The sequence below is a fragment of the Saccharothrix variisporea genome (assembly GCF_003634995.1).
GTDB lineage: Bacteria > Actinomycetota > Actinomycetes > Mycobacteriales > Pseudonocardiaceae > Actinosynnema > Actinosynnema variisporeum.
In genome coordinates this window covers 7,616,309-7,641,639 of record NZ_RBXR01000001.1, presented here as the reverse complement: position 1 = coordinate 7,641,639, position 25,331 = coordinate 7,616,309, and the positions used below count along the sequence as shown (strand labels likewise).

Annotated in this window: 18 protein-coding genes; 9 read left to right on the top strand and 9 right to left on the bottom strand. The window is 71.6% G+C overall.

Annotation, left to right across the window (positions count from 1 at the left end):
- Positions 1-41: 41 nt before the first annotated feature.
- The 3 genes from DFJ66_RS34940 to DFJ66_RS34930 all read left to right on the top strand — a co-directional run bounded on the left by DFJ66_RS34940 (position 42) and on the right by DFJ66_RS34930 (position 4,801).
- Positions 42-1,430, top strand: coding sequence for an SDR family oxidoreductase (locus DFJ66_RS34940; protein ID WP_246030024.1), 1,389 nt, complete (start codon positions 42-44; stop codon positions 1,428-1,430).
- 189 nt (positions 1,431-1,619) lie between these two features.
- Entirely contained in the window at positions 1,620-2,549 is a 930-nt protein-coding gene (locus DFJ66_RS34935) for an ATP-binding protein (protein WP_121227756.1), read from the top strand.
- On the top strand, positions 2,546-4,801 hold the full coding sequence (locus tag DFJ66_RS34930) for a hypothetical protein (RefSeq protein ID WP_121227754.1): 2,256 nt from the start codon (positions 2,546-2,548) through the stop codon (positions 4,799-4,801). The genes DFJ66_RS34935 and DFJ66_RS34930 overlap by 4 nt, the downstream gene beginning before the upstream one ends.
- Here the strand turns inward: DFJ66_RS34930 and DFJ66_RS34925 are convergent.
- From DFJ66_RS34925 to fxsA, 4 genes are read right to left on the bottom strand one after another with little or no spacing between them, the layout of a single operon-like run.
- Positions 4,779-5,891 (bottom strand): hypothetical protein, encoded by a 1,113-nt coding sequence (locus DFJ66_RS34925; RefSeq protein ID WP_147459438.1) that lies wholly within the window; start codon positions 5,889-5,891, stop codon positions 4,779-4,781. The genes DFJ66_RS34930 and DFJ66_RS34925 overlap by 23 nt on opposite strands.
- Before the next feature lie 31 nt (positions 5,892-5,922).
- A complete protein-coding gene (locus DFJ66_RS34920) occupies positions 5,923-6,885 on the bottom strand; it encodes a hypothetical protein (RefSeq protein WP_121227750.1) in 963 nt (320 codons plus the stop codon).
- A gap of 16 nt (positions 6,886-6,901) precedes the next feature.
- Positions 6,902-10,594 (bottom strand): FxSxx-COOH system tetratricopeptide repeat protein, encoded by a 3,693-nt coding sequence (gene fxsT, locus DFJ66_RS34915; RefSeq protein WP_121227747.1) that lies wholly within the window; start codon positions 10,592-10,594, stop codon positions 6,902-6,904.
- A gap of 33 nt (positions 10,595-10,627) precedes the next feature.
- Positions 10,628-10,795 carry an FxSxx-COOH cyclophane-containing RiPP peptide gene (gene fxsA / locus DFJ66_RS34910; protein WP_170199842.1) on the bottom strand — a complete coding sequence of 56 codons (168 nt, stop codon included), beginning with the start codon at positions 10,793-10,795 and terminating at the stop codon, positions 10,628-10,630.
- Positions 10,796-10,956: 161 nt separating this feature from the next.
- Between fxsA and DFJ66_RS34905 the strand changes: the two genes are divergently transcribed.
- The 4 genes from DFJ66_RS34905 (at position 10,957) to DFJ66_RS34890 (ending at position 17,316) form a co-directional block, all read left to right on the top strand.
- Positions 10,957-12,075 (top strand): FxsB family cyclophane-forming radical SAM/SPASM peptide maturase, encoded by a 1,119-nt coding sequence (locus tag DFJ66_RS34905; protein ID WP_121227743.1) that lies wholly within the window; start codon positions 10,957-10,959, stop codon positions 12,073-12,075.
- Positions 12,072-13,208, top strand: a complete 1,137-nt coding sequence (locus tag DFJ66_RS34900; protein ID WP_121227741.1) for an HEXXH motif domain-containing protein — start codon at positions 12,072-12,074, stop codon at positions 13,206-13,208. Before DFJ66_RS34905 ends, DFJ66_RS34900 begins: the two co-directional genes overlap by 4 nt.
- Positions 13,209-13,265: 57 nt before the next feature.
- A complete protein-coding gene (locus DFJ66_RS34895; protein WP_121227739.1) occupies positions 13,266-16,712 on the top strand; it encodes a TM0106 family RecB-like putative nuclease in 3,447 nt (1,148 codons plus the stop codon).
- 67 nt (positions 16,713-16,779) lie between these two features.
- Positions 16,780-17,316: a snapalysin family zinc-dependent metalloprotease gene (locus DFJ66_RS34890; protein WP_246030023.1), complete on the top strand. Its 537-nt coding sequence runs from the start codon at positions 16,780-16,782 to the stop codon at positions 17,314-17,316.
- A 126-nt stretch (positions 17,317-17,442) separates the two neighbouring features.
- Here the strand turns inward: DFJ66_RS34890 and DFJ66_RS34885 are convergent, their stop codons facing one another.
- The 4 genes from DFJ66_RS34885 to DFJ66_RS34870 all read right to left on the bottom strand — a co-directional run bounded on the left by DFJ66_RS34885 (position 17,443) and on the right by DFJ66_RS34870 (position 22,564).
- Positions 17,443-19,803, bottom strand: a complete 2,361-nt coding sequence (locus tag DFJ66_RS34885; protein ID WP_147459437.1) for a hypothetical protein — start codon at positions 19,801-19,803, stop codon at positions 17,443-17,445.
- A 132-nt stretch (positions 19,804-19,935) separates the two neighbouring features.
- On the bottom strand, positions 19,936-20,889 hold the full coding sequence (locus DFJ66_RS34880) for an ABC transporter substrate-binding protein (RefSeq protein WP_121227733.1): 954 nt from the start codon (positions 20,887-20,889) through the stop codon (positions 19,936-19,938).
- An 11-nt stretch (positions 20,890-20,900) separates the two neighbouring features.
- Positions 20,901-21,653 (bottom strand): amino acid ABC transporter ATP-binding protein, encoded by a 753-nt coding sequence (locus tag DFJ66_RS34875; RefSeq protein WP_121232182.1) that lies wholly within the window; start codon positions 21,651-21,653, stop codon positions 20,901-20,903.
- Between the two features lie 11 nt (positions 21,654-21,664).
- On the bottom strand, positions 21,665-22,564 hold the full coding sequence (locus DFJ66_RS34870) for an amino acid ABC transporter permease (protein ID WP_121227731.1): 900 nt from the start codon (positions 22,562-22,564) through the stop codon (positions 21,665-21,667).
- A 350-nt stretch (positions 22,565-22,914) separates the two neighbouring features.
- Between DFJ66_RS34870 and DFJ66_RS34865 the strand changes: the two genes are divergently transcribed.
- Positions 22,915-23,574 (top strand): LPXTG cell wall anchor domain-containing protein, encoded by a 660-nt coding sequence (locus DFJ66_RS34865; protein ID WP_121227729.1) that lies wholly within the window; start codon positions 22,915-22,917, stop codon positions 23,572-23,574.
- 49 nt (positions 23,575-23,623) lie between these two features.
- Here DFJ66_RS34865 and DFJ66_RS34860 read toward each other — a convergent pair whose 3' ends face one another.
- Complete coding sequence (locus DFJ66_RS34860; RefSeq protein ID WP_121227727.1) at positions 23,624-24,685, bottom strand: alkene reductase; 1,062 nt, start codon at positions 24,683-24,685, stop codon at positions 23,624-23,626.
- Between the two features lie 98 nt (positions 24,686-24,783).
- Between DFJ66_RS34860 and DFJ66_RS34855 the strand changes: the two genes are divergently transcribed.
- On the top strand, positions 24,784-25,269 hold the full coding sequence (locus DFJ66_RS34855; RefSeq protein ID WP_121232180.1) for a MarR family winged helix-turn-helix transcriptional regulator: 486 nt from the start codon (positions 24,784-24,786) through the stop codon (positions 25,267-25,269).
- Positions 25,270-25,331 lie beyond the last annotated feature (62 nt).

The window sequence follows — 25,331 nt, the reverse complement described above, 5'->3', positions numbered from 1 at the left end:
CCATCAGGGGAACGAATCTTTTTCACGGGTAGGATTCGGCCGTGCAGATCGACCCCGCCGAGATGGAAATCGCCCTGCGGGTCCTCGCCCAGGTGGATGAACTGGACACCGAGCACCCGGACGCGGTGGTCATCAGGCGGGCGACCGCGGGGATCTGGAAGAGCCTCCGCAAGCGCCGCAAGGCCGCCAAGCGCGCCGCCGTCACGCTCGCCGACCGGGCCGTGATCGAGGCCACCGCCACCGGCTCGCCGACCCGCATCGACGACGAGACCCGCGGCATCCTGCTCGCCGAACCCGACCCCGGGCAGAAGGCGGGCACCCTGCTGCGCGCCCGCTCCTGCTACACGTGCAAGCAGCGCTACACCGAGGTGGACGCGTTCTACCACCAGCTGTGCCCGCCGTGCGCGGCGCTCAACCGCTCCCGCCGCGACGCCCGCGCCGACCTGACCGGCAAGCGGGCGCTGCTCACCGGCGGCCGGGCGAAGATCGGCATGTACATCGCGCTGCGGCTGTTGCGCGACGGAGCGCACACCACCATCACGACCCGGTTCCCGCACGACGCCGTGCGCCGGTTCGCGTCGATGGAGGACAGCGCCGACTGGCTGCACCGGCTGCGCGTGGTCGGCATCGACCTGCGCGACCCGAGCCAGGTCGTGCGCCTGGCCGACACCGTGGCCGCCGACGGCCCGCTGGACATCCTGATCAACAACGCCGCGCAGACCGTGCGCCGGTCCCGGGACGCCTACGCCCCGCTGGTGGCCGCCGAGTCCGCGCCGCTGCCGTCGGGTCCGCTGCCGGAGCTGATCTCCTTCGGCCACACGTCCTCCGCGCACCCGGTGGCGTTGACCGGATCGCTGAGCGAGTCCATGCCCGAGGTGACCGCGCTCGCCCTCACCGCCGGGTCGACCCAGATCGACGCCGGTGGGTTGGTGCCCGACGTCCACCACTCCAACAGCTGGGTGCAGCGGGTGGAGGAGGTGGACCCGGTGGAACTGCTGGAAGTCCAGCTGTGCAACAGCACCGCGCCGTTCATCCTCATCTCGCGCTTGCGGGCGGCGATGGCCGCTTCGCCCGCCCGCCGCAAGTACGTGGTGAACGTGTCGGCGATGGAGGGCCAGTTCTCCCGCGCCTACAAGGGTCCGGGCCACCCCCACACCAACATGGCCAAGGCCGCGCTGAACATGCTGACCCGCACCAGCGCGCAGGAGATGCTGGAGACCGACGGCATCCTGATGACCGCGGTGGACACGGGCTGGATCACCGACGAACGCCCGCACCCGACCAAGCTGCGCCTCGCGGCGGAGGGCTTCCACGCGCCGCTGGACCTGGTCGACGGCGCGGCCCGGGTGTACGACCCGATCGTGCGCGGCGAGCAGGGCGAAGACCTGTACGGCTGCTTCCTGAAGGACTACGCACCCGCTCCGTGGTGACCGGCGACTCCGTGGAGTCGGAGAAGTAGCAACCCTTGTCGGCCATTCGGGTAGCGCGCCTCCGCAAGCCGACCCGGTGTGCCACTCTCCGTCGGTAGGCTGGAGCGGTCGCAAGGCGCGGGGGGTGGGCATGGGTCGCGGGCGGGTGGTGGACGCCGCCGTCCTGTTGCGCGCCGAGGGTGGCCCGCGGTGACCCGGCCGATGAACCCCTTCCCCTTACCGGGCTGGGAACGCACGCCGATGCGCCCGCTGCGCCCGTGGGAACGCACCGCCCACCGCGACTACTACGTCGACGTCGACGGTAGCGAGGCCGCGTTCCAGAAGTACCAGCAGGAGGTCGGCGACCTGTCGGGGGTGCTGGAGGACGGCCGGCTGGTGCTGGTCACCGGCGAATCCGGGTGCGGCAAGACCGCGCTGGTGAACCGGTGCGCCGACTGGACCGTGCTGGCACTGGCCGAGCGCGGCAGGACCGGCCTCGTCGTGGACCTCACCGGGTGCCTGCCCGAGGACGAGGAGCTGTCCATCCAGCAACGCCTGGAGCAGGTGTGCGACCAGCTCTTCGACCGGCTGGTGGACGCGCGGGTGCTGCGGCCCGACGAGGTCGAGGCGACCCGGAGCGACCGGAGCAACCCGCAGCGGATCTTCCCGCGCCTGGCCCACCTGCTGCTCGACGACGTCGTCCTGCTGGTCCTGCTGCCCTCACCCAACGAACTGCTGGACGAGATGGTCCGGTACGCCCGGCAGCTGCGCAGCCCGCGCGTGCTGTTCTTCGCCGAGTCCGCCTTCTTCCGCGCCGACGACCTCGCGGAGATCGGGCGGCGACTGGAGGCGTGGGTCCCGCCGGTCACCCTCCAGGTGGGCAAGCTCGACGCCGGCGACCAGTTCCGCTTCGCCAAGGACCGACTCCTGCGTCACACCGACGCGGGAACCTATCCCCAACTGAGTGATCAGGCGGTCGAATTGCTGAGCAAAATCTGTCAATCCGTCGCCATGCTCCAACGGATACTCCACGGAACGTACGAGCGGAAGCTCACTTCCGGACTAAGCTACACCGATACCGACTTGGTGACGGTGGACGACATCAGGGCGTACCTGAACGGACTGGGGATGCAGCCATGAGCGGCAGCGACGACCTCCCGCCCGCGCGGAAGAACCCCTTCTCGCCGATGGCGGTCGCCCGGATCCCCGACGACTTCCAGGAGGACCTGGACCCGGCGGACGTCACCATCGCCACCGACGCGACCCGGCAGGCCGTCGCCCACCTCGACTCCTACCTCGAAGGCCCGGCGGACACCGGCACGGTGTTCGCGGTCCTCGGCGACTACGGCACCGGCAAGACCCACCTGGCCGTGCGCCTGGTCCAGCACGCCCGCCGCGTGCTGGACGACCCGACCCGCGCCCTGTACCTGGAGGCGACCGCGGACAGCTTCATCGAGCTGTACCGCCGGTTCATGCAGCGGCTGGGGCGCGAGGGCGTGCGGGCGCAGGTCAGCGACTACTACGCCGACATCGTCGCGGACTCGTTGCAGAGCACCGGGTTGACCGCCGACACCCTGGACTGGCTGGGCAGCAGGCAGCTGGAGCCGCAGGAGGTCGTGGAACGGCTGGGCCTGATGGAGAGCGCGTTGCTGCGCAAGGTGCAGGACACGCTGCGCCAGGTGACCAACAACAAGGACTTCGGCACCGCGCTGACCTTGTTGCTGCGCCCCGGTTTCGAGCACGCGGTGTGGTCGTGGCTGCTGGGCGGCGCACCGGACCAGGTGCTGGTGGAGCGCGGCATCACCACGCCCATCGACACCGAGGTCGCGGCGCTGGAGGCGATGGGCGTGTTCGCCCTGCTGTTCGGCGGGCGACGACGGCGGTTCGTGCTGGCGCTGGACGAGCTGGACAAGATCTTCTCGGCGGACAAGCAGCCGCAGGCGCAGACGATGGCCGCGTTCCAGACGTTGTTGCAGGTGTTCGCGAAGGCCGGCGCGTGCCTGGTGCTGTGCGGTCTGCCGGAGTTCCGGGCCGTCCTGCCGCCCGCCGTGCGGCAGCGCATCCCCTACACCGTCACGATGTCCGGTCTGAGCCACGCGCAGGTCCGCGAGTTCATCGTGCGGGCGCAGGGCGGCCGGGGCCTCGCGCCGTTCACCCCGGAGACGGTCCGGTACCTGCGGGACGTGGCCGGCGGCAACACCCGCAACGTGGTCCGCCTGTGCCACCGCGTGTTCCGCCTGGTCGACGACCGCGCCAGGGAGACCGGCGACCCGGACACGACCGCCACCGACGACATGGTCCGCCAGGCCGCGCGGGAACTGTTCGGCTCCCTGAGCGCCGACGACCTGGACGGCGCCGTGCGGCGGCTGCTGGACGCCAACGGATGGGAGTACTGGCACAACCACCTGCTGGGCACCGGCGAGGACTCCAAGGCCGAGTTCTGGGTGACCTTCCCCGACCACGACGGCGGCTGCGCGGTCCTGCTGGAGGGTTCGCTGCTGGACAACGACGACGTCACCCGCGTGATGCGCAGGCTGTCGGCGGTGCGCGAGGCCGAGCCGGACGCCCAGGTGGTGGTGCTGGTCAACGGCGTGCTGACCGACGGCGTGGCCATCCAGCTGCGCGAACCACTGGGCCGCGATCCCCTGGTGTTCTCGGAACGCTCCTTCGCCGAGGACTTCAAGGCACTCGTCGGCGCGACCGGCTTCCGGGCGGAACAGGACCCGGTTTCCGCGCTGCGGCAGCGGATGGACCAGCTCTCCCGGCAGCAGGCGGGCATCTACGGTTTCATCGAGCAGCTGGCGGAACACGTGGACGGCGTCCGAACGTCTTCCGACCGCCAGTTCAGCGCGATCGGGCGACAACTCAACCTGCTCGTGAGCGCCGCACCCGGACGCACGTCACCGGAAAGCAGGCTGCCCGGCGAAGTGGAACGCCTCTTCCGCGACGCCGTCGACGCCGTGGAAGGCATCGTGCAGGTGGACCTGATGCTCGGCGAGGCTTTCGACTTCGCCCCACCGAGGACCCAGGAGGCCGTGCACCGGCGCCTGCGGACACCGGAGTTCACCGACGCGGCGGCCAAGGCCATCCTCATCCAGAAGGCCGTCCTGGCGTTCCGCGCGGCCCTGTCGGAGTGGTACCGGACGCAAGCCGACAGCCCGGACGCGGAAGACCGTTTGGAACAGTTGTGCGGAATCTACGACGACATCGTGGAATTCCTGCCGCTGTTCGAACTCGACCCGCTGTTCACCTTGCCGCCGTGGTCGGCGAGGGCCGGCGGCCTGGTCGTGGACGCGAATCAGACGACCCGGCGAAACCGGGTGCACGACGCATTGCGAAACTTGAGCCCTCGAGTCCAGCGCGCGGTCGTCAAGGGCCTACACGAGCACTGACGACATTCACGTTCCCGCGCACGACGGCGGGCCGGGGCACCGGTCGCTGGAAATGGTCGTAAATGCCGTTGGTCAGGGCGTGCAGCAGGTTCACCATGACGACGGCCGGAGCCACCACCGCGATCGCGCCCGGGAATGTCGGTTCCAACAGCAGCGCGAGGATGATCGCCGTCAACCCGTTCTGCTGCCCCAACGACAGCCGCACCCGGTCGCCGCGCCAGCGCTGGGGCAGGGTGAGCACCCAGGCCACCACCGCCTGCGCGCAGAACGCCGCCGCCCCGAGCACCGCGCCGACGCCGGCCAGCGCCCACGAGAACTCGAACGCCAGCACCAGCCCGACCGCGCACGTCGCCGCGAACATGCCCACCTCGGCCAGGCCGTCCACCCACTTCCCGAGGTCGGGCCGGAAGAACAGGCCGATCAGCGCCAACGCCAGGAGCAGCGAGAAGCTCACCGCCACGTACCCGATCACGACCACGACGACCGCCGACACCGCGTGCACGACCAACCTGGCGCCCCGGCCGGTCACGGCGAGCCTCCGCCTGCGCACCAGGAGCCACAGCAGGAACGCCCCGCCGGCCAGCGCCAGGTTCAGCCCGAAGTTGACCGTGAAGGCGCCGAAGCCGCCGACCGACCCGCCCTGCAACGCGAAGGACGTGATGTACACGGTCAGCAGCACGGTGATCGGGTCGTCGAAGGACGCCCACGCGGCCAGCAACGCCTTCGCCGAATCGGACATCTTGGACTTCGCGCGCACGGCGGCCACGGACAGCGGGTCGATCTGCGCCACGGCCACCGCGAACACCAAGTGCTCCGGCTGCCGGTACACCAGGAACATCACGCCGAAGATCAGCACCACTTTCGCGAGAACACCCAGAGTGACCGCTACCACCACGGTGCGCAACTCGCGGCGGAATTCCTCGATCACGATCCCGCTGGTGCTCGCGTACAGCCCGAACCCCAACAACGCGGTGATGAAGAACGAATACGCCGAGGATTCGTCGACTTCACGGAGTCCGAGCCGCCAGGCGGCGATCCACCCCGCGCCGAGGGCGGCCAAGAGTGCTGCCGAGCGTAGCGCGGGAGTCACGAATTCACGGTAGGCGGAGAAAACACGCCGTTCAAGGCCCGAATGGAGTGAGGCCGGCCGCCAATGAAGACAGCCGGTCGTCGGCGTTGCTGACGCGCGCCTGGTCGATGGTCACGCCCGCCAGGTACTCGCCGGGGCCCAGCCGGTAGTAGTAGACCGCGCCCATCTCGACGTCCAGCACCGCCCGCACGAGCAGGCCGCCCACCACCGGGCGCAGCGCCCGGTTGAGCTTGGTGACCAGGCCCCCCAGTTCCCGCAGGAAGCCCTGGTAGAACCGCCGCCGGGCGTCCACGGTGATCTGCTTGAAGAACGGGGCCAGGGACGGGTCGCCCAGGTGGTCGACCATCGTGCGCACCTCTCCCCCGGCCACGTGCGCCACGACGTGCAGGTCCTCGGCGCGGGACGCCGCCAGGCAGTCGGGCAGGGAGTCGTCGCCGACGGACACGAACGGGTCGTGCGGGCCGGCGCCGGGCAGGGGCACCGGGTCGTTCGCCGTCTCCCAGCCGCCGGGGTTGAGCGAGCCGAGGCTCAGTTCGCCGCGCAGCGCGGTGGCCAGTTCGGCGACCGCCCGGTCGGCCTCGTCCACGGCGGGGTGGCCGAACAGCGGACCGGCGCCGGCGTGGTCCAGGACCAGGCCGACGACGTGCTCGGTGGGCACCACCGAGTCGCAGAACAGCGCGCCTTCCTCGGTGTGCAGGACCAGGCGGATGAGCCGGCCCGTGCGGACCTCCTGCAGCGCGCGGTCCAGCGAGGTCATCTGGAAGGTCAGGTGCCGGCCCAGGCGCTTGAGCTCCTCCCGCCTGCTGCCGCCGGGCAGGGCGTCGGGCGCGGGTGGCGGGTCGCCCAGGGCGTCCACGCCGAAGTCGAACACGCCGCTGCTGTAGTGCGCCAGGTAGTGCAGCGCCGGGCTCTTCAGGATCGCCGCGCGGCAGGCGTGCCGGGTGGTGTCGAACTCGGGGCCCAGGTGCTCGGCCTCCTCCTCGTAGAGCTCCACGCTTCCTCCGGGGCGCTCAGGTGTGCGGGATGTCGACATCGCACTCCAGCCAGTCCTCGTCGGCGGCGCGCAGGTTGTGCGCGGCGGCGGCGGTGTGGGGGTGGTCGGGGCCGAGGAACTCCAGGCAGTCGGCGTGCGCGGCGGCGATCAGCGCGGCGGCGCGGGCGGTGTCGCCGGCCGCGGACCGGACGCGGGCCTCGTCGATCGCGGCGGCCAGCGTCCACGGGTGGGTGTCGCCCAGCCGGGCGCGCAGCACGGCCGTCGCCGCCTCGACGTTGGCCACCGCGCCGGCGTGGTCGCCCGCCGCGCGCAGCGCGAGACCCAGGCCCAGCCGGCACAGCGCGAGGAACGGGTGCTCCTCGCGGACGCCCTGCAGCGCCTGGAACCCGTCCAGCGCGGTGCGGGCCAGCTCCACGGCCAGGTCGGGGTCGCCGCCGACGCGCCGGTGGTCGTGGGAGTAGCTCAGCCGGCAGCCCAGGGTGAACGGGTGGTCCGGCCCGACCAGTTCGCGGAAGTCCCGCAACGCCTTGCCGGTGCGTTCCTTGGCCGGCCGGGTGCGCCCGGCCAGCCGCTGCGCCACCGCGTACTGCCAGGACACCCGCACCTGCACCGGGTTCAGCTCCGGCCGCAGGCTCTGCAGCTTCTGCAAGGCCAGCTGCAACGACCCCAGCGCCTCCGGGTACCGGCCCAGCTCCCGCTGGTAGAGCCCGATCTGGGCGAGCGTGCTCCAGGTGAACTCGTCCCGGTCGCCGAACAGCCGGCGCCGGCGGCGGAAGTTGTCCTCCTCCAGCGCCAGCGCGCCCACCACGTCGCCGGACAGGTACGTCGACAGCGCCAGGTTGTGCGCGGCGCGGCGGGTGTCGGGGTGGTCGTCGCCCAGGACCGCGCGCGAGCCCTCCCAGGTGGCCTGGTCCTCGGCCAGCGCCTCGGCGAACAGGCCCAGGCCGCGCAGGTCGCCGCCCCGGCCGCGGGCGGTGGCCAGCGGCTGGGGGTGCAGCAGGTCCAGGGAGCGGCGCTGCTGGGCCAGGGCGAGGTCGTCCAGGCGCAGCGCCTCGACGGGTTCGCCGAGCACGCGGTGGACGTTGGCCAGCTGGGTGGCCAGGCGGTTGCGCAGCGGGTCGTCCGCGCCGAACCGGCGGGTCCAGGACTCCAGCAGCGCGCGGCCGGGTTCCAGCGCCGCCCGCCGCACGCCCGCGCCGCCGTCGGTGAACAGGAACCGCGCCTGGTTGACCAGCCAGCGGCGCACCTTCGGGTCGTTGCTGTGCAGCGCGCCGGACGGGAACACGTGCTGCTGCAACTCCTGGAACCGCTGCGCGCGGGTCGGCGACTTGTCCTCGACCTCGGTGGGCGCGAACGCGGCCAGCGCCGAGAGCACGTCCGCCTGCCGCGCCTCCCGCTCCACGGGGGTCATGCCCTCGCGCAGCGCCCGCTGCACCACCCGGTGCAGCCGCAACGTGTACTCGTCGCCCCAGTCCACGCGGAACAGCCCGTGCCGCGCCCCGGTCCACAGCACGCGGTCGATCTCGCCGGCGTCCAGCTCCATCGGCGCGGCGTCCACGCCGCCCGCGGCGATCACGCGCTCCAGGAACGCGGGCGAGCGCACCAGGCCCAGCGCCACGCCCTGCGGCGACAGGAACGAGCACAGCCGCGCCACCAGCACCGCGACCCGGCCGATCCCGTTCTCCCGCAACGACCCGGTGACCACGTCGACCACCCGGCCGACGCCGTCGCGCTCGGAGCCGGCCAACCGGTCGAAGAACGTGCGGGTCGCCCACGCCGCCGCGTCCGCGTCCGACGAGCCCGCGCCGCGCTCGGCGGAGGCGGTCTCGGCGAGCCACGCGGCGGCCAGGTCCAGGGCCAGCGGCAGCCGTTGCAGGTGCGCTGCGACCCGCTCGGCGTCCTCCACGGCCAGGCCCGGCACCCGGCACAGCAGCAGTTCGACGCTGTCCTCGGGGCTCATCCGGACCAGTTCGATGGCGGGCGCGGCGGCCATGCCGGAGGTGATCAGCACGTGCCCGGTGGTGCCGGGCGGCAGCAGGTCGGCGATCGCGTCGAGGTCGTCGGCGTTGTCGTAGACCAGCAGGAAGCGCGCGTAGGCGGGGTCGGTCGCCAGCCGGTCCAGCGCGGTCAGGGAGCCGAAGTCGGTGGAGCCGGGCAGGCGCAGCGCCGTCGCCAGCTCGGCCAGGCCCACCTGCACGGACTGCCGGTCCTGCGCCGAGAGCCACCACACGGCGTCGTAGTCGCTGGAGAACCGGTAGGCGTACTCCAGCGCCAGCTCGCTCTTGCCCACGCCGGGCACGCCGTTGAGCGTCACCACCGCGCGTTCCGCGCCCGCGTCCACGAACTCGTCGCGCAGCGCCTCGATGTCCTCGTCGCGGCCGACGAACGAGCGGTGCCGGGGCGGCAGGCGGAACACCGCCGGGTCCGCGCCGGGCACCCGCATGGCGGTGTCGTGCGCGGTGCCGGGGCGGTCGATGAGGCCGAAGTGCCCGAGCAGCTTGGCGCTCAGCGTCTCCGGCGCGTGCCGGTGCACGGACAGGCCCTCGGAGTCGTCGTCGGGGTCCAGCAGCAGCCGCAGCACGGTCGCCGGCCGGTCGGGCAGCTCGACGTCGTCCAGGTGCGGCGACGCCAGCACCACCACGCCGGGCGGCACGTCGTCGTCCCACCACTCCCGGGCCTCGGTGTAGGGGCGGACCTGCGCGCCGGCGCGTTCGAGCTGGCCGCGCACCCAGTCGGCCCAGGCGCGGTCGCGCGGGGCGTAGGCGATGGCCACGCGGTCCGGTTCGGCCGTCGAAGCCAGGCCGAAGACGCGGCGGTAGCGGGCACGCAGCACCGGGGAGACGGGTCGGGCCGCGGTGACCGCGCCGCCGCTGACGGCGGTGGCCAGGCGCCCGTACTGGGCTTCCAGGGCACCGCCGCCGCCGGGTTCCTCGGCCAGGATCGCCAGCAGCGGGTCGAAGGCGTCGAAGGGGCGGTAGGGGATCTCGACCGTGCCGCCGTCCGGGACGCGTTTCGCCTGTCCCGCCAGCAGTTCGGCGAAGGCGGCGTGGATCTGGGAGCGGACGCGTTGCGCGCGGGACTGGTCGGAGTCGTCGAACAACGTGGCCACCGGGACCACGTCGATGAAGATCGGCGCGCGCTTGCGGACCCGGGTGGCCAGGTCGGCGGCGTCCGCGATGGCCCTGGGGCGGGGCCGGAAGCACACCACGGCCAACTCGCACAGCATCGCGACCAGCGTCAGCGACTCGTCCCCGACCCCGGTCGGCGCGTCGATCAGCACCTGGTCGTAGTCGGATTCGGCCAGCCGCGCGCGTAACTCCGCGATCGCGCCCGCGTCGCCGTGGCCGCCGCGACCGGGTTCGCCGCCGAACGGGGCCACGACGTCGATGTGGCCGCCGTCGTCGGGCGCGGGCAGGGCGAACCGCTCCACCACCGGCGGCGGGTCGTCCTCGCGCGCCGGGTCGGCGTGGTAGGCCGCGAGCAGCGCGCGGCCCAACGCGTCGGGCAAAGCGCGGCGGGACACCAGGAACGGCTCCAGGTACTCGCGCACGTGCGGGACCTCGGAACCCCAGTCCACCACCAGGACCCGTTGTCCCGCACCGGACAGCACCCAGGCCAGGTTCGCCACCGCGCTGGTGCGGCCGGTGCCGCCGGTGGCGGACAGGAACGCCGTCACACCGGTGTGGCCGTGGCCGGCAGGGCTGCTCATCGACTGCTCCAGATCGGCGGGAGGTGTGGCGCGCTAGAGGGAGCTCTCGAACGCCGCGAACCGGTCGGGCAGCTCGGCGTTCTCGGCGAGGATGCGGTTCAGGGCCGCGCGCAACGCGGTGTCGGGCAACTCCGCCAGGCGCGCGAGGTCGATCCCGGTGACGTCGAGGAGTTCGGACTCCAGGACGGGTTCCTCGGCCATCTCCCACCCCCTCACCGCAAATGTGCGGGTCTGCTCCCGGTCCCTTGATCCCATCGTAGTGCGCGAGAACGAAGAATGCGGGGAATCCTCCGATCGGCGGAAGTGAGCGCCGGCGCGATGTGTTTGGTTGGTTGTCCGGGGGCCGATGGATCGGGGGGTGCATGGAAACGCGGCCGTTCCGGCAGTTCGTCGTGAAGGTGCACAGCCGGTGCAACCTCGCGTGCGACTACTGCTACGTCTACGAACTGGCGGACCAGAGCTGGCGTTCTCGACCGCGGGTGATGTCGCGGGAAGTGGTGGCGCACACGGCCGAACGGGTGGCGCGGCACGTTCGGGCGCACGGGTTGTCCGAGGTGGAAGTCGTGCTGCACGGCGGAGAACCGCTGTTGGCGGGACGTGCGGCGGTGGCCTCGCTGGTGGACCGGTTCCGCGCGGTGGTGCCCGTGCCCGTGCGGTTCTCCGTGCAGACCAACGGAACCCTGCTCGACCGCGACTTCCTGCGGCTGTTCGCGGACCTGGGCGTCGGGGTCGGGGTGAGCGTCGACGGGGGTCGGGAAGCGCACGACCGGCACCGCAAGAGGGCGGGCGGAACGGGCAGTTGGGCGGCGACGCGGGACGCTTTGCGGTTGCTGGCCGACGAGTTCCGCGCGGTGTACCGGGGAGTGCTGTGTGTGGTCGACGTGAACAACGACCCGCACGACGTCTACGGTTCCCTGCTCGATTTCTCGCCGCCCGTCGTGGATTTCCTGCTGCCGCACGGGAACTGGACAGTTCCGCCACCCGGGCGAACTTCCGGATCCACCGCCACGCCTTACGCGGATTGGCTGATCCCGTTGTTCGACCGGTGGTATGGCGATCCGGTGACGCGCGTTCGGCTGTTCGAGGAACTGCTGACCGTGGTGCTGGGCGGGCAGTCGCGGCTGGAGGGCGTGGGGGTGACGCCGACCGCACAGGTCGTGGTGGAGACCGACGGGTCGGTCTCGGCGTCGGACATCCTGGCGTCGTCGGAGCCGTCCGCCGCGTCGACCGGCCTGCACGTGTCCCGCGACGACTTCGACCGCGCCCTGGCGTTGCCGGAGGTGGTCGCCGCGCGCTCCGGGCGCCTGTCGGCGACCTGCCGGGCGTGTCCGGTGGTGGCGGCGTGCGGCGGCGGGCTGCGGGCGCACCGGTACCGGGCGGGTTCGGGCTTCGACCACCCGTCGGTGTACTGCCCGGACCTGTTCCGCCTGATCACCCACGTCCGCGACCGCGCGGCGGCCGACCTGGCGGCGCCGGCGTGACGGTGCCGCGGTGGCGCCTGTCCACCGCCGCCTTCACCGCGCTGGCCCGCGGCGAGGGCGGTCCGGAGGTCGTCCGCGACCTGCGCCTGGCCCGCCGGAGCCGGACGTCCCTGCTGATCAGGCTCATCGCGACCGCTCCGGAAGCCCGCCCGGCCTACCGCCTGCTGGTCGACGCCGACCGCGTGTCCCCCGGCGAGGTCGCGACGGTCCTGGACCACCCGTCGGTGGGCGCGTGGGCGATCCGCACCGCGCTGGCGATGCGCTCGCGCGAACCCGCACGGCCCGCCGAACTGTCCTTCACCGCCGCCGCTGCCGCCATCCGCGCCGGCCTGCCCGTGACCTTGGACTTCCCGCCCGCGGAGGTCTTCGCCCTGCCGACCCTGGGCATCGCCGACCCGGTGACGCTGACGCACACGCCCATGCCGGAGGTCGCTCTCGGCCCGCGCACGGTGCAGATCGACACGTGGCCGGGCGGGGGCGTGCCCCCGGAACTGCCGATCGCCACGGCTGTGGACGTCGACTCCTGGCGCCGCTCCCTGGCCGCGGCCTGGCGGATCCTGTCGACCGACCACCCGACCCTGGCCGCCGAGGTGGCCGAGCTGGTGACGGTGATCACCCCCATGCCGGCGTCGTCCACCGGCACCACCAGCGCCACCGTCGCGGACGCGTTCGGCTGCGTCTTCCTGTCCCCGAGCCCGGACCCGGAAACCCTGGCGGTGACCTTGGTCCACGAGGCCCAGCACACCAAGCTGGTGGCCCTGATGGACCTGTTCCCCCTGGTGGTGCCGGACCGGCGCGAGATCTTCTACGCCCCGTGGCGCGAAGACCCCCGCCCCCTGGCCGGCTTGCTCCACGGCACCTACGCCCACCTCGGCGTGGCGAGGTTCTGGCGCACCCGCCCGAGCCTCACCGCCCAGACCGAGTACGCCCGCTGGCGCCAAGCCGCCTACACCGCCACCGGGACGTTGCTGACCAGCGGCGGCCTCACCCCGACCGGCCACCACTTCGTGACGGAGATGGCCCACGTCCTCCGGAAGTGGTGCGCCGAACCCGTCCACCCGGAAGCCGAGGCCGCGGCCCGAACCCGGGCCACCGCCCACCACACCCGCTGGACATCACGCCAACCACACTGAGCGACTCGCCGAGCGCGGTCCGCCGTTCGGACGCTCGCCCCCGCGATACTGCCCGCCATGCTCAACGCCGACGGCCGACTGGTGCACTCCCCGGCCGACCTGGTGGACCTGCTGGAGTGCGACCACCGCAGCCGCCTCACCCTGGCCCTCGCCCGCGACGTCCCCGGTGCGCCCAGCCCCGACCCCCAGCGCGACGTCCTGGCCGCCCGGCACGGCCTGGCCCACGAACTGGCCGTCCTCGACCGCCTCAAGGCCCGGCACAGCGTGGTCGAGATCCCGCAACCCGCGCCGACCCACGAAGCCCTCCAGGCAGCGGCGGAAGCCACCCACAAGGCCCTCGACGCCCAAGCAGAAGTCATCTACCAGGCCGTTTTCTACGCCGACGGCTTCCACGGCCGCGCCGACTTCCTGGTCCGCACCGACCTGGGCTACGAGCCGCACGACGCCAAGCTCGCCCGCCACCCCTCCCCGGCGAACATCGTCCAGCTCACCGCCTACGCCGACGCCCTCAAGGACCACGCCGGCCCCGCCATGCACCTCGTCCTCGGCGACGACACCACCCGCACCTACCGCGTCGCCGACTTCCTGCCCCTGGTCCGCAACCTCAAGGACCGCCTCACCGAACGCCTCCGGGAGAAACCCGCCCTCCCCGACCGCCTGTGGGACGACGAACGCCCGGCCTGTGCCACCTGCCGCTTCGCCCGCCACTGCGCCACCGGCCGGGAGCGCGACCGCGACCTGTCCCTGGTCGCCGGCATCCGCACCGACCAGCGCCGCAAGCTCCAGGCCGCCGGCCTGGGCACGATCGACGCCCTCGCCAACGCCACCCGCGAGGACCGCCCGCCCACGATGTCCGCCGCGACCTTCACCGGGCTGCGCGCCCAGGCCGCCCTCCAGGTCATCCAGGACGACTCGCGCACCGCCGACGACCCGATCGGCAAGGTCGCCTACGAGGTCGTCGCCCCCGAGGCCCTGGCCGAGCTGCCGCCGCCCAGCCCCGGCGACCTGTTCTTCGACATGGAGGGCGACCCGTTCGCGCTGGCCGGCGAAGGTCTGGAGTACCTGTTCGGCGTGGTCACCCCGGAGGAGGAGTTCACGCCGTTCTGGGCGCACACCCGCCCCCAGGAGAAGCTGGCCTTCGAGCGTTTCGTGGACTTCGCCACCGCCCGCCTCGCCGAGCACCCGGGCGCGCACATCTACCACTACGCGCCCTACGAGACGAGCGCCCTCAAGCGCCTGGCCGCCCTGCACGGCACCCGTGAGGAAGCGGTGGACCACCTCCTGCGCTCACGGTCCCTGGTCGACCTCTACGCCGTGGTGCGCAAGGCCCTGCGCGTCTCCCAGCGCTCGTACTCGATCAAGTACCTCGAACCCCTCTACATGGACACCTCCCGCGACGGCGACGTCACCACCGCCGTGTCCAGCATCGAGGCCTACGAGGAGTACCTGACCCTCAAGGACCCGGCGAAGGCCGAGGAAGTCCTCCAGGGCATCGCCGACTACAACGCCTACGACTGCGTTTCCACGCGCCGCCTCTACAACTTCCTGCTCGAAGTCCGCGCCGAGGCCGGCATCGAACCGCACGTCCCCGAACAGTCCTTTGTGGACGAGATCGAGGACGAACTGGCCGCCCAGCGCCGTGCCGAACGCGCCGAGCGCCTGGCCGCCGTCATCGACCCGCTCCTGGCGGGCCTCCCGGACAACCCCGCCGACGCCACGGACGACGAGAAAGCCCGCGCGCTGCTCGCGGCGGCGGTCGGCTACCACCGCCGGGAGACGAACCCGGCGTGGTGGGACTTCTTCCGCCAGGTGGCCGCGCCGCTGCCCGAACTGGAGTCCGACAACGCCTGCACCGTCCCGGTCTCGGTGACCGCGCAGGACTGGGCGATGCCGTCGGGCCGGGTCCGCAAGGCCAAGCGCGAGGTGGTCGTGCGCTGCGACCCCGACCGGCCGCACCCGTTCGCGTCGGGCGACCAGGTGCGCCTGCTCTACCCGGGCACCCCCAACACCACCCGCGACGCGGTGGTGCTGGCCGAGTCCGCCGAGGACATCGTGCTGCTGGAGAGCACCGCCCCGGACGACACCGACACCGCCCGCCCCATCGCCGTGCTCCCGGGCAGCCCGGTCCGCCCGTCCCCCAAGGACGACGCCGTCTACGACCTGGCCCGCACGGTCGTGGACCACCTCCCGTCCCTGCCGCCGCACCCCGGCGTGGACCTGGTCCGCCGCACCCCACCGCGTCTCCGCCTTGAGACGTCCCTCCCGCACACCGACGACGTGATCACCGACGTCATCGCGGCCGTGGACGCCCTCGACAACTCCACCCTCGCCGTCCAGGGCCCGCCCGGCGCCGGCAAGACCTACCTCGCGGGACGCCTGATCGCCCACCTGATCCAGCGCGGGAAGAGCGTCGGCGTCACGTCGAACAGCCACAAGGCGGTGGAGAACGTCCTCAGCGCCGCCCTGGCCGCCGGACGCGAACTGGGCGTCCCGATCCCCACGGCCAAGCGCCCCAAGGGCACGCCCGCCAAGGACTGCCCGTGGGAGCAGCCGAAGGACAACCCGTCCCTGGTCCGCTGGCGCACCGACCAGGGCGCGGGTCACCTGGTCGGCGGCACGGCCTGGACGTTCGCCAACGCCACCCTGCGCGAGCAGCCGTTCGACGTGCTGATCATCGACGAGGCCGGCCAGTTCGCCCTGGCCGACGCGCTGGCGGTGTCCACCTGCACCCGCAACCTGGTCCTGCTGGGCGACCCGCAGCAACTCCCCCAGGTCGTGCAGGGCACGCACCCGGCCGGCGCGGACGCGTCCGCACTGGGCCACCTCATCGGCGACGCCGACGTCATCCCGCCCACGCTGGGCTACTTCCTCGACCAGACCCGGCGGATGCACCCCGACGTGTGCACGCCGGTGTCCAACCTGTCCTACGCCGGTCTCCTGCACGCCCACCCGACCGCCGCCACGCGCGGCATCGCCGACCTGGCCTCGGGCGTCTACCTCCACGCGGTGGACCACCGCCACAACACCACCAGCTCGGTCGAAGAAGCCAAGGCGGTGGTGCAGGTCGTGCGAACACTCATGGGTCGCATGTGGACGGACACCACCAACGCCCGCCCCATCACCGACTCCGACATCCTCGTCGTGGCCCCGTACAACATGCAGGTGCGCCTGGTCCGGCGGGAACTGGAGAAGCACGGCTACCCGGAAGTCCGCGTCGGCACGGTGGACAAGTTCCAGGGGCAGGAAGCCCCGGTCGTCATCACCACCATGACGTCGTCGGCCGCCGTGGACCTCCCGCGCGGCCTGGACTTCCTGCTGTCCCGCAACCGGATCAACGTCGCCCTGTCCCGCGCCCAGGCGGCGGCCATCGTCGTGGCGTCCCCGCGCCTGGTCGAGGCCGACATCCGGGACGTGGACCAGCTGCGCCTGGTGTCGGGCATGATCGGGCTCATGGCGGACGCCCGCCCGTGGCCCATCGACGGCATCTATGCCCAAGCCCTATGACGCCATCCGGTCATCTGCTCTTAGTGTGAATTCCACGAGAACCTTCCCCTGCACCGAAGGAGATCGTGTGACCAGCAAACTCGTGCGCACCGCGTTGACCGCGGTGCTCACCACCCTGGCGCTCGCGGCCGGCACCCTGACCGCTGCCGCGACGCCGTCCACGGCCCTGGCCAGGACCGTCTACTACAGCGCCTCCGGCTACTCGGCGGAAGCCGACCAGGCCGCGCAGATCTGGAACTCCAGGGTGCCCAACCTGCGGATGGTCCGCGGGGGCAGCGCCACGATCCGGATCTACGCGACCACCGGCGGCGGCTCCCGGGCCTACCCCTGCGGGCTCGGGTGCGCCACGATCTACATCGACAACCGGGACGTGGCGGCGGGCAACTACGCCCTGCGGATCGTGGCCCACGAGATCGGGCACGGCTTGGGGCTGCCCGACAACTACAACGGCATCTGCTCGTACCTGATGTCCGGCGGCAGCGCGGGCACGTCCTGCCGCAACGTGTACCCGAACGCCCAGGAAGCGAACAGGGTCAACCAACTCTTCGCGGGCGGCTACACGGCCTCGACGGCCGGCACCCCGGACGTCTACGCGAAGAACTGACCTGGGCGGCGGACCGCACTCCCACCGCCCCGGCCTGTCCCACGGCACCTGAAGCTCGGCGGCCGGGGGTACCCGGGGGACAGGACCCTGAGGGGGTCGGACAAGCCTCCCGCTTGTCCGACCCCCTCAGCACGTCTTCTCCAACTCCCGCAACACCTTCTCCGCGAGCGTGGTCGACACCCCGAAAGCCCACACCACGTCGTCATGCAGCCGCCGCAACTCGTCCGCCGCGTCCCGCACCCGTCCCCGGTCCACAGCGCTCCAAAACCGCAACCGGAGATCGACAGCCCACACCGTCGGATCGTCCTCGCCCAACCGCCGGACGTCCTCTTCCCTGATCGCGCGCAGGACGCGCACCGCTTCGGCGACATCGCCGCTCTCGCCGGTCCACACCGAGATCCAGAAGCGGAGAGCACGCAGGGCGGCGCCCGAGACATCGCCGTTCGCGACGCACTCGTCCAGCAACCGCCGTCCGGCCCTCAAGGCACCGCCGAGGTCCCCGCTGTCCGCTGTGCAACTCAACCACTCTTGGTGCGCGGACAACGTCCGCGTGGCGAACCGGCCGTTGCGCCGCTCTTCGTCCGCCACGATCGACTCCCACTCCGCCAAGGCGAGGTCGTACCGCCCGGCTCGGCCGAGTTGCCGGGTCCGTTGGTACCTGAGTGTCTGGACGAAGTCCGCCGGAGCGCGTCGGGCGGCCATCCACGCGCCGACCTCGTCGTACAGCTCGACGGCCCGCCCAGGGGTGGTGCCGCGCTCGACGACGGCGACGTAGCCGAGCACCGACGCGTAGGTGACCCACTGCTGGTCGTCCAAGTGCTCCAGGCAGTCGTCGACCAAGCGCTGGTACAGGGTCGCCGCCCGGCGCGTCTCACCGATCTCGCCGGTCCAGTGGGCGATGCCGCGGCGGATGTTGAGGGTCGTGGGGTGGAACGCGCCCAGCGACGCCTCGGCCTCGGGCAGGAGGCGGTGCAGTGCCCGCAGGGACAGCCGGAGGTCGTGCCCGTACCCGGCGTCCCAGGCGATGCCGGCGCGGACGCCGATCGTGTCCTCGTGGTCCCAGCCGACCTGAGCCGTCAGCTCGTCGACGCTCCGGTGGAGGTACTCCGACTGCGCGGCCCGGCCGTCCCGCTCCGCGATCACGTACCCGCGATCCGTGCGGTACTCGGCCCAGGTCGCCGACGCCCGCTCGTACGCGAGTTCGGCTTGGTCGAGGCGGCCCCACTGCCACGCCACCTGGCCGATGTCGCGGAGTTCCCCGGGCTGCGCGCCGTCGACGAAGGCTTCCAAAGCCGCTTCGGGGATCGCCACCCGGTCGATCGCGTCGATGAGGTAGTCGAAGGCGAGGAACTGACCGTCCCCGTGCGGGATCAGCAGGCTGCTGGTCGCGTGCAGGGGCGTGGTCGCCCAGTCGAGCGCCTCCTCGACCGGTTCGGGCCGCAACCGGTGGCCGCCGCGTCCCCGCAGGTAGGACTCGTGCGCTCGGACGAGCACGTCGAGGTCCACCGGGCGGTGGATGCCCGCCCGCCGCGCGTCCACCGCCGCGAGCACCAGGGCAGCCGCCCTGGGGTGGGTGCCCGGTGCCCAGGCGTCCCGCCACGCGGTCAGCAGTTGGGGCCCGGCGGCGAGGTACTCGGCGACGCCGAACCGGTCCACCTGCTCCAGCGCCTCGGCGAGCCGGGGGTCGTGGGACCCGGTGCTCCGCGCGCGCCGGACCTCCTCGGCGCTCCACGTCCGGGGCAGGTCGATCCGGGTCGCCAGCCGCAGCACCTCCCAGCCCCGGCGGGCCGTCTCGCGGCTGCGCGTCGCGTCGGCCACGGCCGACGACCCGCCGCGGAAGTACGAGTACTCCTCGGACCGCATGGTGGCGAGGACCACGTGCCGCCGCGCCGACAGCACGGCGGAGATCCCGGCCCCGGTGAACCCGCCCTCGCCGAGGAACCGCTCGACGTCGTCCAGCCACAACACCGCCCGGGGCGAGTCGAGCACCGCCTCCACCGCCGCGCCGGCCGCGTCCCGGCCGGCGGGTTCGACCAAGCGGTGGTCGGGCAGCAGGGCGCGCACCACCTCGTAGGCCAGCCGCGACTTGCCGGCGGTCGACTCGCCGACCAGCAGCACGAAGCGGTCGGCCGAGATCGCCTCCTCCAGGCGTGCCGACACGTCCCGGCGGACGAAGGCGGGCACGCGGTTCGAGCCCACGACCGCCGCGGGGTGCGTCCCCAGTTGCACCGGGTCGTCGAGGTCCCGCACGAGCGGCAACCGGCCTCGGCGGTCGCAGCGCAGCAGCGACTGGCGGGCGTCACGGCGGTCGTCGCGGAGCTTCATCACCGCCGCCGCGCGGGTGGTGGAGAACCCGGCGACCACCGCCGCCGCTGCCGCGACCGCAGACGAGACCACCGCCGGCACGGCCAGCTTCGCCACCACCGCACCGACCGCCACCAGCACCAACGCCAGTCCGATCAGCAGCCAGACCACCCGACGTCGCACCGAGCCTCCCGAACGGGGAACGCCTCCCCCACCGTTCGATGCTCCCGCACGACGTCCGGCGACACCGCACCCGGGCGATATTCCACGCGAACGCGTGCCGGGGCCGCGCGAACGCGACCCCGGCACCGGTGTTCAGCTCTTCGGCAACCCCGGCGGGTTGATCTCCGACTTCTCCACGGCCTCGTTCGACAACCCCCACCGGTCCAGCACCTCGGCGTACTTCCCGTTCTTGATCAGGTGGTTCAACGCCTCGTTCACCGGCTCCACCAGCCCGCTGCCCTTCTTCGTGGTGGCCGCGATCTTGCCCTGGATCTCGCCGCCCCCGGAGAACGACCCGATGACCTCCGTCTTCCCCGACGTGGCCACGTGGTACGCCGACGTCGGGTTGGGCCCCAGGTAGGCGTCGATCCGGCCCGACTCCAGCGCCAGGTAGTAGTCCGCCGAGTTCTGGTAGTACTTGATGTCCGTCGGCTTCAACCCCTTGGCCTCGTTCTGCTTGCTCCACGCCACCAGGATCTTCTCCTGGTTGGTCCCGGACGAGACCGCGATGACCTTCCCGGCCACGTCCTCCGGCCCCTTGACCTTCCACGAGCCGCCCTTGCGCGCCTCGAAGGCCAGCGTGTCCAACCGGTAGGTGGCGAAGTCGTACTTCTCCTTGCGCGCCTCGGTCACCGTGATGTTCGACAGCCCCAACGGGTACGCCCCGCTGTCCAAGCCCACGAACAGGTTCTCCCAGGACGTCACCTCCAGCTGCGGCTCCAGGCCCAGCACGCCGGCGACGAGCACCGCGATGTCGGTCTCCACCCCGATCACCGTCTTGTCGTCGGTCGCGTAGAACCGCAGCGGCGGCGCGGTGCCGGCGGACCCGGCCACGACCAGCTTGCCGGACTTGCGGATCTCCTCCGGCACCTTGGCCGCGATCGCATCCACCTTCTCCGCGACGACCCGGTTCTGCTGGGGGCTCAGGTCGACCGTCTTCCCGGCCGCCACCACCTTGTCCTCGGTGACCGCCCCGTCCGCACCCGCGCACCCCGTCAGCACCAGGGCCGCCACCACACCCACCCCGGCGATCTTCCACCTTGCCACGACAAACTCCTTCAGAGCACTTTGGACAGGAACGAGCGAGTACGCGCATGCCGCGGGTTGTCCAGCACCTCACCCGGCGGCCCTTGCTCCACCACGACACCTTCGTCGAGGAACACCACGGTGTCCGCGACCTCGCGCGCGAAGCCGACCTCGTGCGTCACCACGACCATCGTGGTCCCGCTGCGCGCCAAGTCCTTGATCACGTCGAGCACTTCGCCGACCAGCTCGGGGTCCAGCGCGGACGTCGGCTCGTCGAACAGCAGCACCTTCGGCTCCAGCGCCAACGCCCGCGCGATCGCCACCCGCTGCTGCTGCCCGCCGGACAGGTGCCTGGGGTAGGCGTTCTCCTTGTCCGCCAGGCCGACCCGCGCCAGCAACGCCCGTGCCAGCGCCCGCACCTCGGCCACCGGCCGCCGCTGCGCCGACACCGGCGCCTCCACCACGTTCTCCAGCACCGTCAAGTGCGGGAACAGGTTGAAGTTCTGGAAGACGAACCCGACCCCGGTGCGCTGCCGCAGGATCTCGCGCTCGCGCAGCTCGTGCAGCCGGTCGCCCACCCGCCGGTACCCGACCAGCGCACCGTCGATCGTCACGTACCCGCGGTCCACCTTCTCCAGGTGGTTGATCGTGCGCAGCAACGTCGACTTCCCCGACCCCGACGGCCCGAGCACCACCACCACCGCACCGGTCGGCACGTCCAGGTCCACCCCGCGCAGCACCTCGTTGGCGCCGAAGCTCTTGTGGATCCCCCGCAACCGGACCATCACGTCACCCGTCACCGCGACCACTTCCACCCCTCCGAGTCCCGGGTCGCGCCCTTGGCGTAGCGCTTCTCCACGTAGTGCTGGACGATCGACAGCAGGGTGGTGAGGACGATGTACCAGACGGTCGCCACCATCAGCAGCGCCACGACCCGCGCGTTGCGCCCGTAGACCACTTGCACCTGGTAGAACAGCTCGCCGATGGCCACCACGGACACGATCGACGTGCCCTTGAACAAGCTGATGACCTCGTTGGCCGCGTTGGGCAGGATGGACCGCATGGCTTGCGGCAGCACGATCCGGCGGAACTGCCGCGCCTTCGGGATCCCGAGCGCCGCCGCCGCTTCCAGCTGCCCGTGGTCGACCGAGATGATGCCCGAGCGCACGATCTCCGCCGCGTAGGCCGCTTGGTGCAGCCCCAGTCCCAGCACCGCCGCGCCCATCGGGCTGATCAGGTCCTTGGTCTCGAACCCGAAGAAGGTCGGCCCGAACGGGATGCCGAAGTGCAGCTCGGTGTAGAGGTAGGAGATGTTGAACCAGAACAGCAGCTGCACGATCAGCGGGATCGACCGGAAGGCCCAGACGTAGGCCCACGACACCCCGGACAGGAACCTGCTGCGGGACAACCGCATCAGCGCCAGGACGATGCCCAGCGCGAACCCGATGGCGGTGCCGTACAGGGTCAGCTCCAGCGTCACCCCCACCGCCCGCAGGATGGACGGGGCGGTGAAGTACTGGAGGAACGTCGGCCAGTCCCACCCTGGGTTGGTGGCCAGACCGTGGATGAACTGCGCCAGCAGCACGAAGACGACGACCACGCCGACCCACCGCCAGGGGTGGCGGGCGGGCACGACCTTCAGCGTCGACAGGTCTTCGTCGGGCTCACGCAGGCGTGGTTGTACGGACACGCTCATGGTGGGGTCCTTCGGGGAAGGGGGGAAATGCGGCGAGACTGTTCTGTCCGCGACAGAGAACGTCCGTCAGCGACAGACAGCGCTGGAGACCCGGCCGAAGTCGATGTGCCTGCGGGAGCAGAGGACGGCCATCGCACACTCCCTTTCCAGTCCGGGCGGCATTCGCGACTCCGCGGCAAGGTAGCCACTTCGCAGCTTCGCGAACAAGGGTGACCACCTGCTGAAACCACGATGGGTCAGCGGTTGACAAGCCCGCATGTCACCCGAATTGAGCAACGCCGAATGTGAACAGCCGATGACACCGGTCCGTATAGGGGTATGCGCTTCCCGCCGTACCAACAGGAGTGACCATGCCCGCTCGGACCTTCCGGGCTCCGCTCTGCGTCATCACCGCCGTCCTGACCGCGGCCCTGACCCCCACCCCCGCCAACGCACACACCCCGACCCTCAAGGCGATGTGCGCCGACAACCAGGCCGTCCTCTCCGTAGACCTCCGCTACTACAACAACGACAGACCCAACGTCCTGCGCATCACCGACAACACAACCCCTCTGGACTCCCGCACCTTCGGCACGTACTTCCGCCGCACCTACACCGCCCCCGGCACCACCGCGCACACGTTCACGATCACGGTGGAAGCCTGGGACGACCGCTACTGGACCCGAGGCTGGTCCTTCACCAAAACCCTGACCACACCCCCCTGCTCCACTCCCCCACCCCCACCTCCAGTCACCACAACACTCCCGCCCACACCCCCACCCACCATCGAACCCCCCACCACCACAACAACAACCACCACCACGACCACCACAACCACCACAACCACGACCGCCCTGACCCTGGACTGGCCCACCACCCGCCCCAAACCCGCGGTGATCCCCGCAGCCACCGACACCGGCCTCCCGGACACGGGCGCGGACGTGACGGCCCCTTTGGTGATCGGCCTGCTCCTCCTCACCGGCGGCACAGTCGTCCTGCTCCTCCTCCGCCGCCGCGCGAACAACCGCTGACACACAAAACCGGCGCCCCTCGTCCAGGAGCGCCGGTCTCGCGGAACTATCAGGCGGCCAGGGCGGGGTAGTCCGTGTAGCCGCGCTCGTCCCCACCGAAGAACGTGGTCGGGTCCGGGGTGTTGAACGGGCCGTTCGCCGCGATCCGGGCCGGGAGGTCCGGGTTGGCCAGGAACATGACGCCGAAGGCGATCGCGTCCGCCGTCCCGTCCGCGATCAGGTCCAGGTCGGACGGCTCGGTGACACCCTCGTGGTTGCGCGGGTTCAGGATCAGAGTGGAGCTGAAACGCTTGCGCAGCTCCAAGGTGAGCTCGCGGTCCCACTCGGACACGTGCAGGTACGCCAGGCCCAGCGGGTCGAGCGCGTCCACCAGCGCCGGGTACACGTCGTGGTGGTCGGTCTCCTGGATGTCGTTGTACCGGTTGCCCGGCGAGACCCGCAGACCCACCCGACCGGCCCCGATCGCCTCGGCGACCGCCCGCACCACCGCGACGGGGAAGCGCAGCCGGTTCTCCACCGACCCACCCCACTCGTCGGTCCGCCGGTTGCTGTTGGGTGCCAGGAACTGGTGGATCAGGTACCCGTTCGCGCCGTGCAGCTCCACGCCGTCGAACCCGGCAGCGATCGCGTTGACGGCCGCCCGAGCGTAGTCGGCGATGGTCTCCTCGATGCCCTCCGGCGACAGCTCCACCGGCGTCACGTTCTCCAGCAGGGCGGTCCCGGTGAACGTGCTGCCCGCCGCCCGCACCGCCGACGGTGCCACCGGGTGCAGGTCGCCGGGCAGCAGGTCCGGGTGCCCGATGCGCCCGGTGTGCATGAGCTGGGCAAAGATCACCCCGCCCGCGCCGTGGACCGCGTCGGTGACCTTCTTCCACCCCTCGACCTGCTCGGACGTGTGCAGGCCGGGCGTGTGGACGTACCCCTGGCCCACGGCGGAGGGCTGGATCCCTTCGGTGATGATCAGCCCGGCGGACGCGCGCTGCGCGTAGTACTCGGCCATCGCGGGGGTCGGGACGGTGTCGTACGCGCGGCTGCGGGTCATGGGGGACATCACGATGCGGTTCGCCAGCCGGGTGCCGGCGAGGTCCAACGCGTCGAACGGGGTGGTCATCAGAACCTCCAAGGTAGATACCTGTCCGAACAGGTATCTACTCCACCTTGTTCCGCAGGTGACCACGATCACACTGCTCAAGGCCTAGAATGGACCTCATGGCTGACCAGACAGCGACCTCGACGAGCCTGCCGGTGCCCGCCACCGCCCGCACGGGCCCGGTCAGCCACGCGATCTTCCGACTGGCCCGCCTGCACCGCATGGTGGCGGGCCAACTGCTGCGCAAGGCCGGCCTGCACCCAGGCCAAGAGCTGGTGATGATGCACCTGTGGGACTGCGGCCCGGCCCGACAGGCGGAACTGGTCGGCGTCCTGGACTCCGACTCGGCCACCATGACCCGAACCGTCCAACGCCTGGAGAAAGCGGGCTTCGTCCGCCGCATCCCCGACCCGTCCGACCGCCGCGCGTGGATCATCGAACCAACCGTGGCCAGCCAAGCACTGCACCGCGAGGTAGAGCGCATCTGGGGCGAACTGGAACGCGTCACAACCGGCGACTGCAACGAGGCCGAACGAGCAGAACTGGTGCGCCTGATGGGCAAGCTCGAGTGCAACCTGATCGCCTTCGCCTTCGGCCAGCACTAGACCAACACGCACAGCGCAACCCCTTCGGCGAAGCCGGCAAGCGGCAGTCCGCCTTGCCGAGT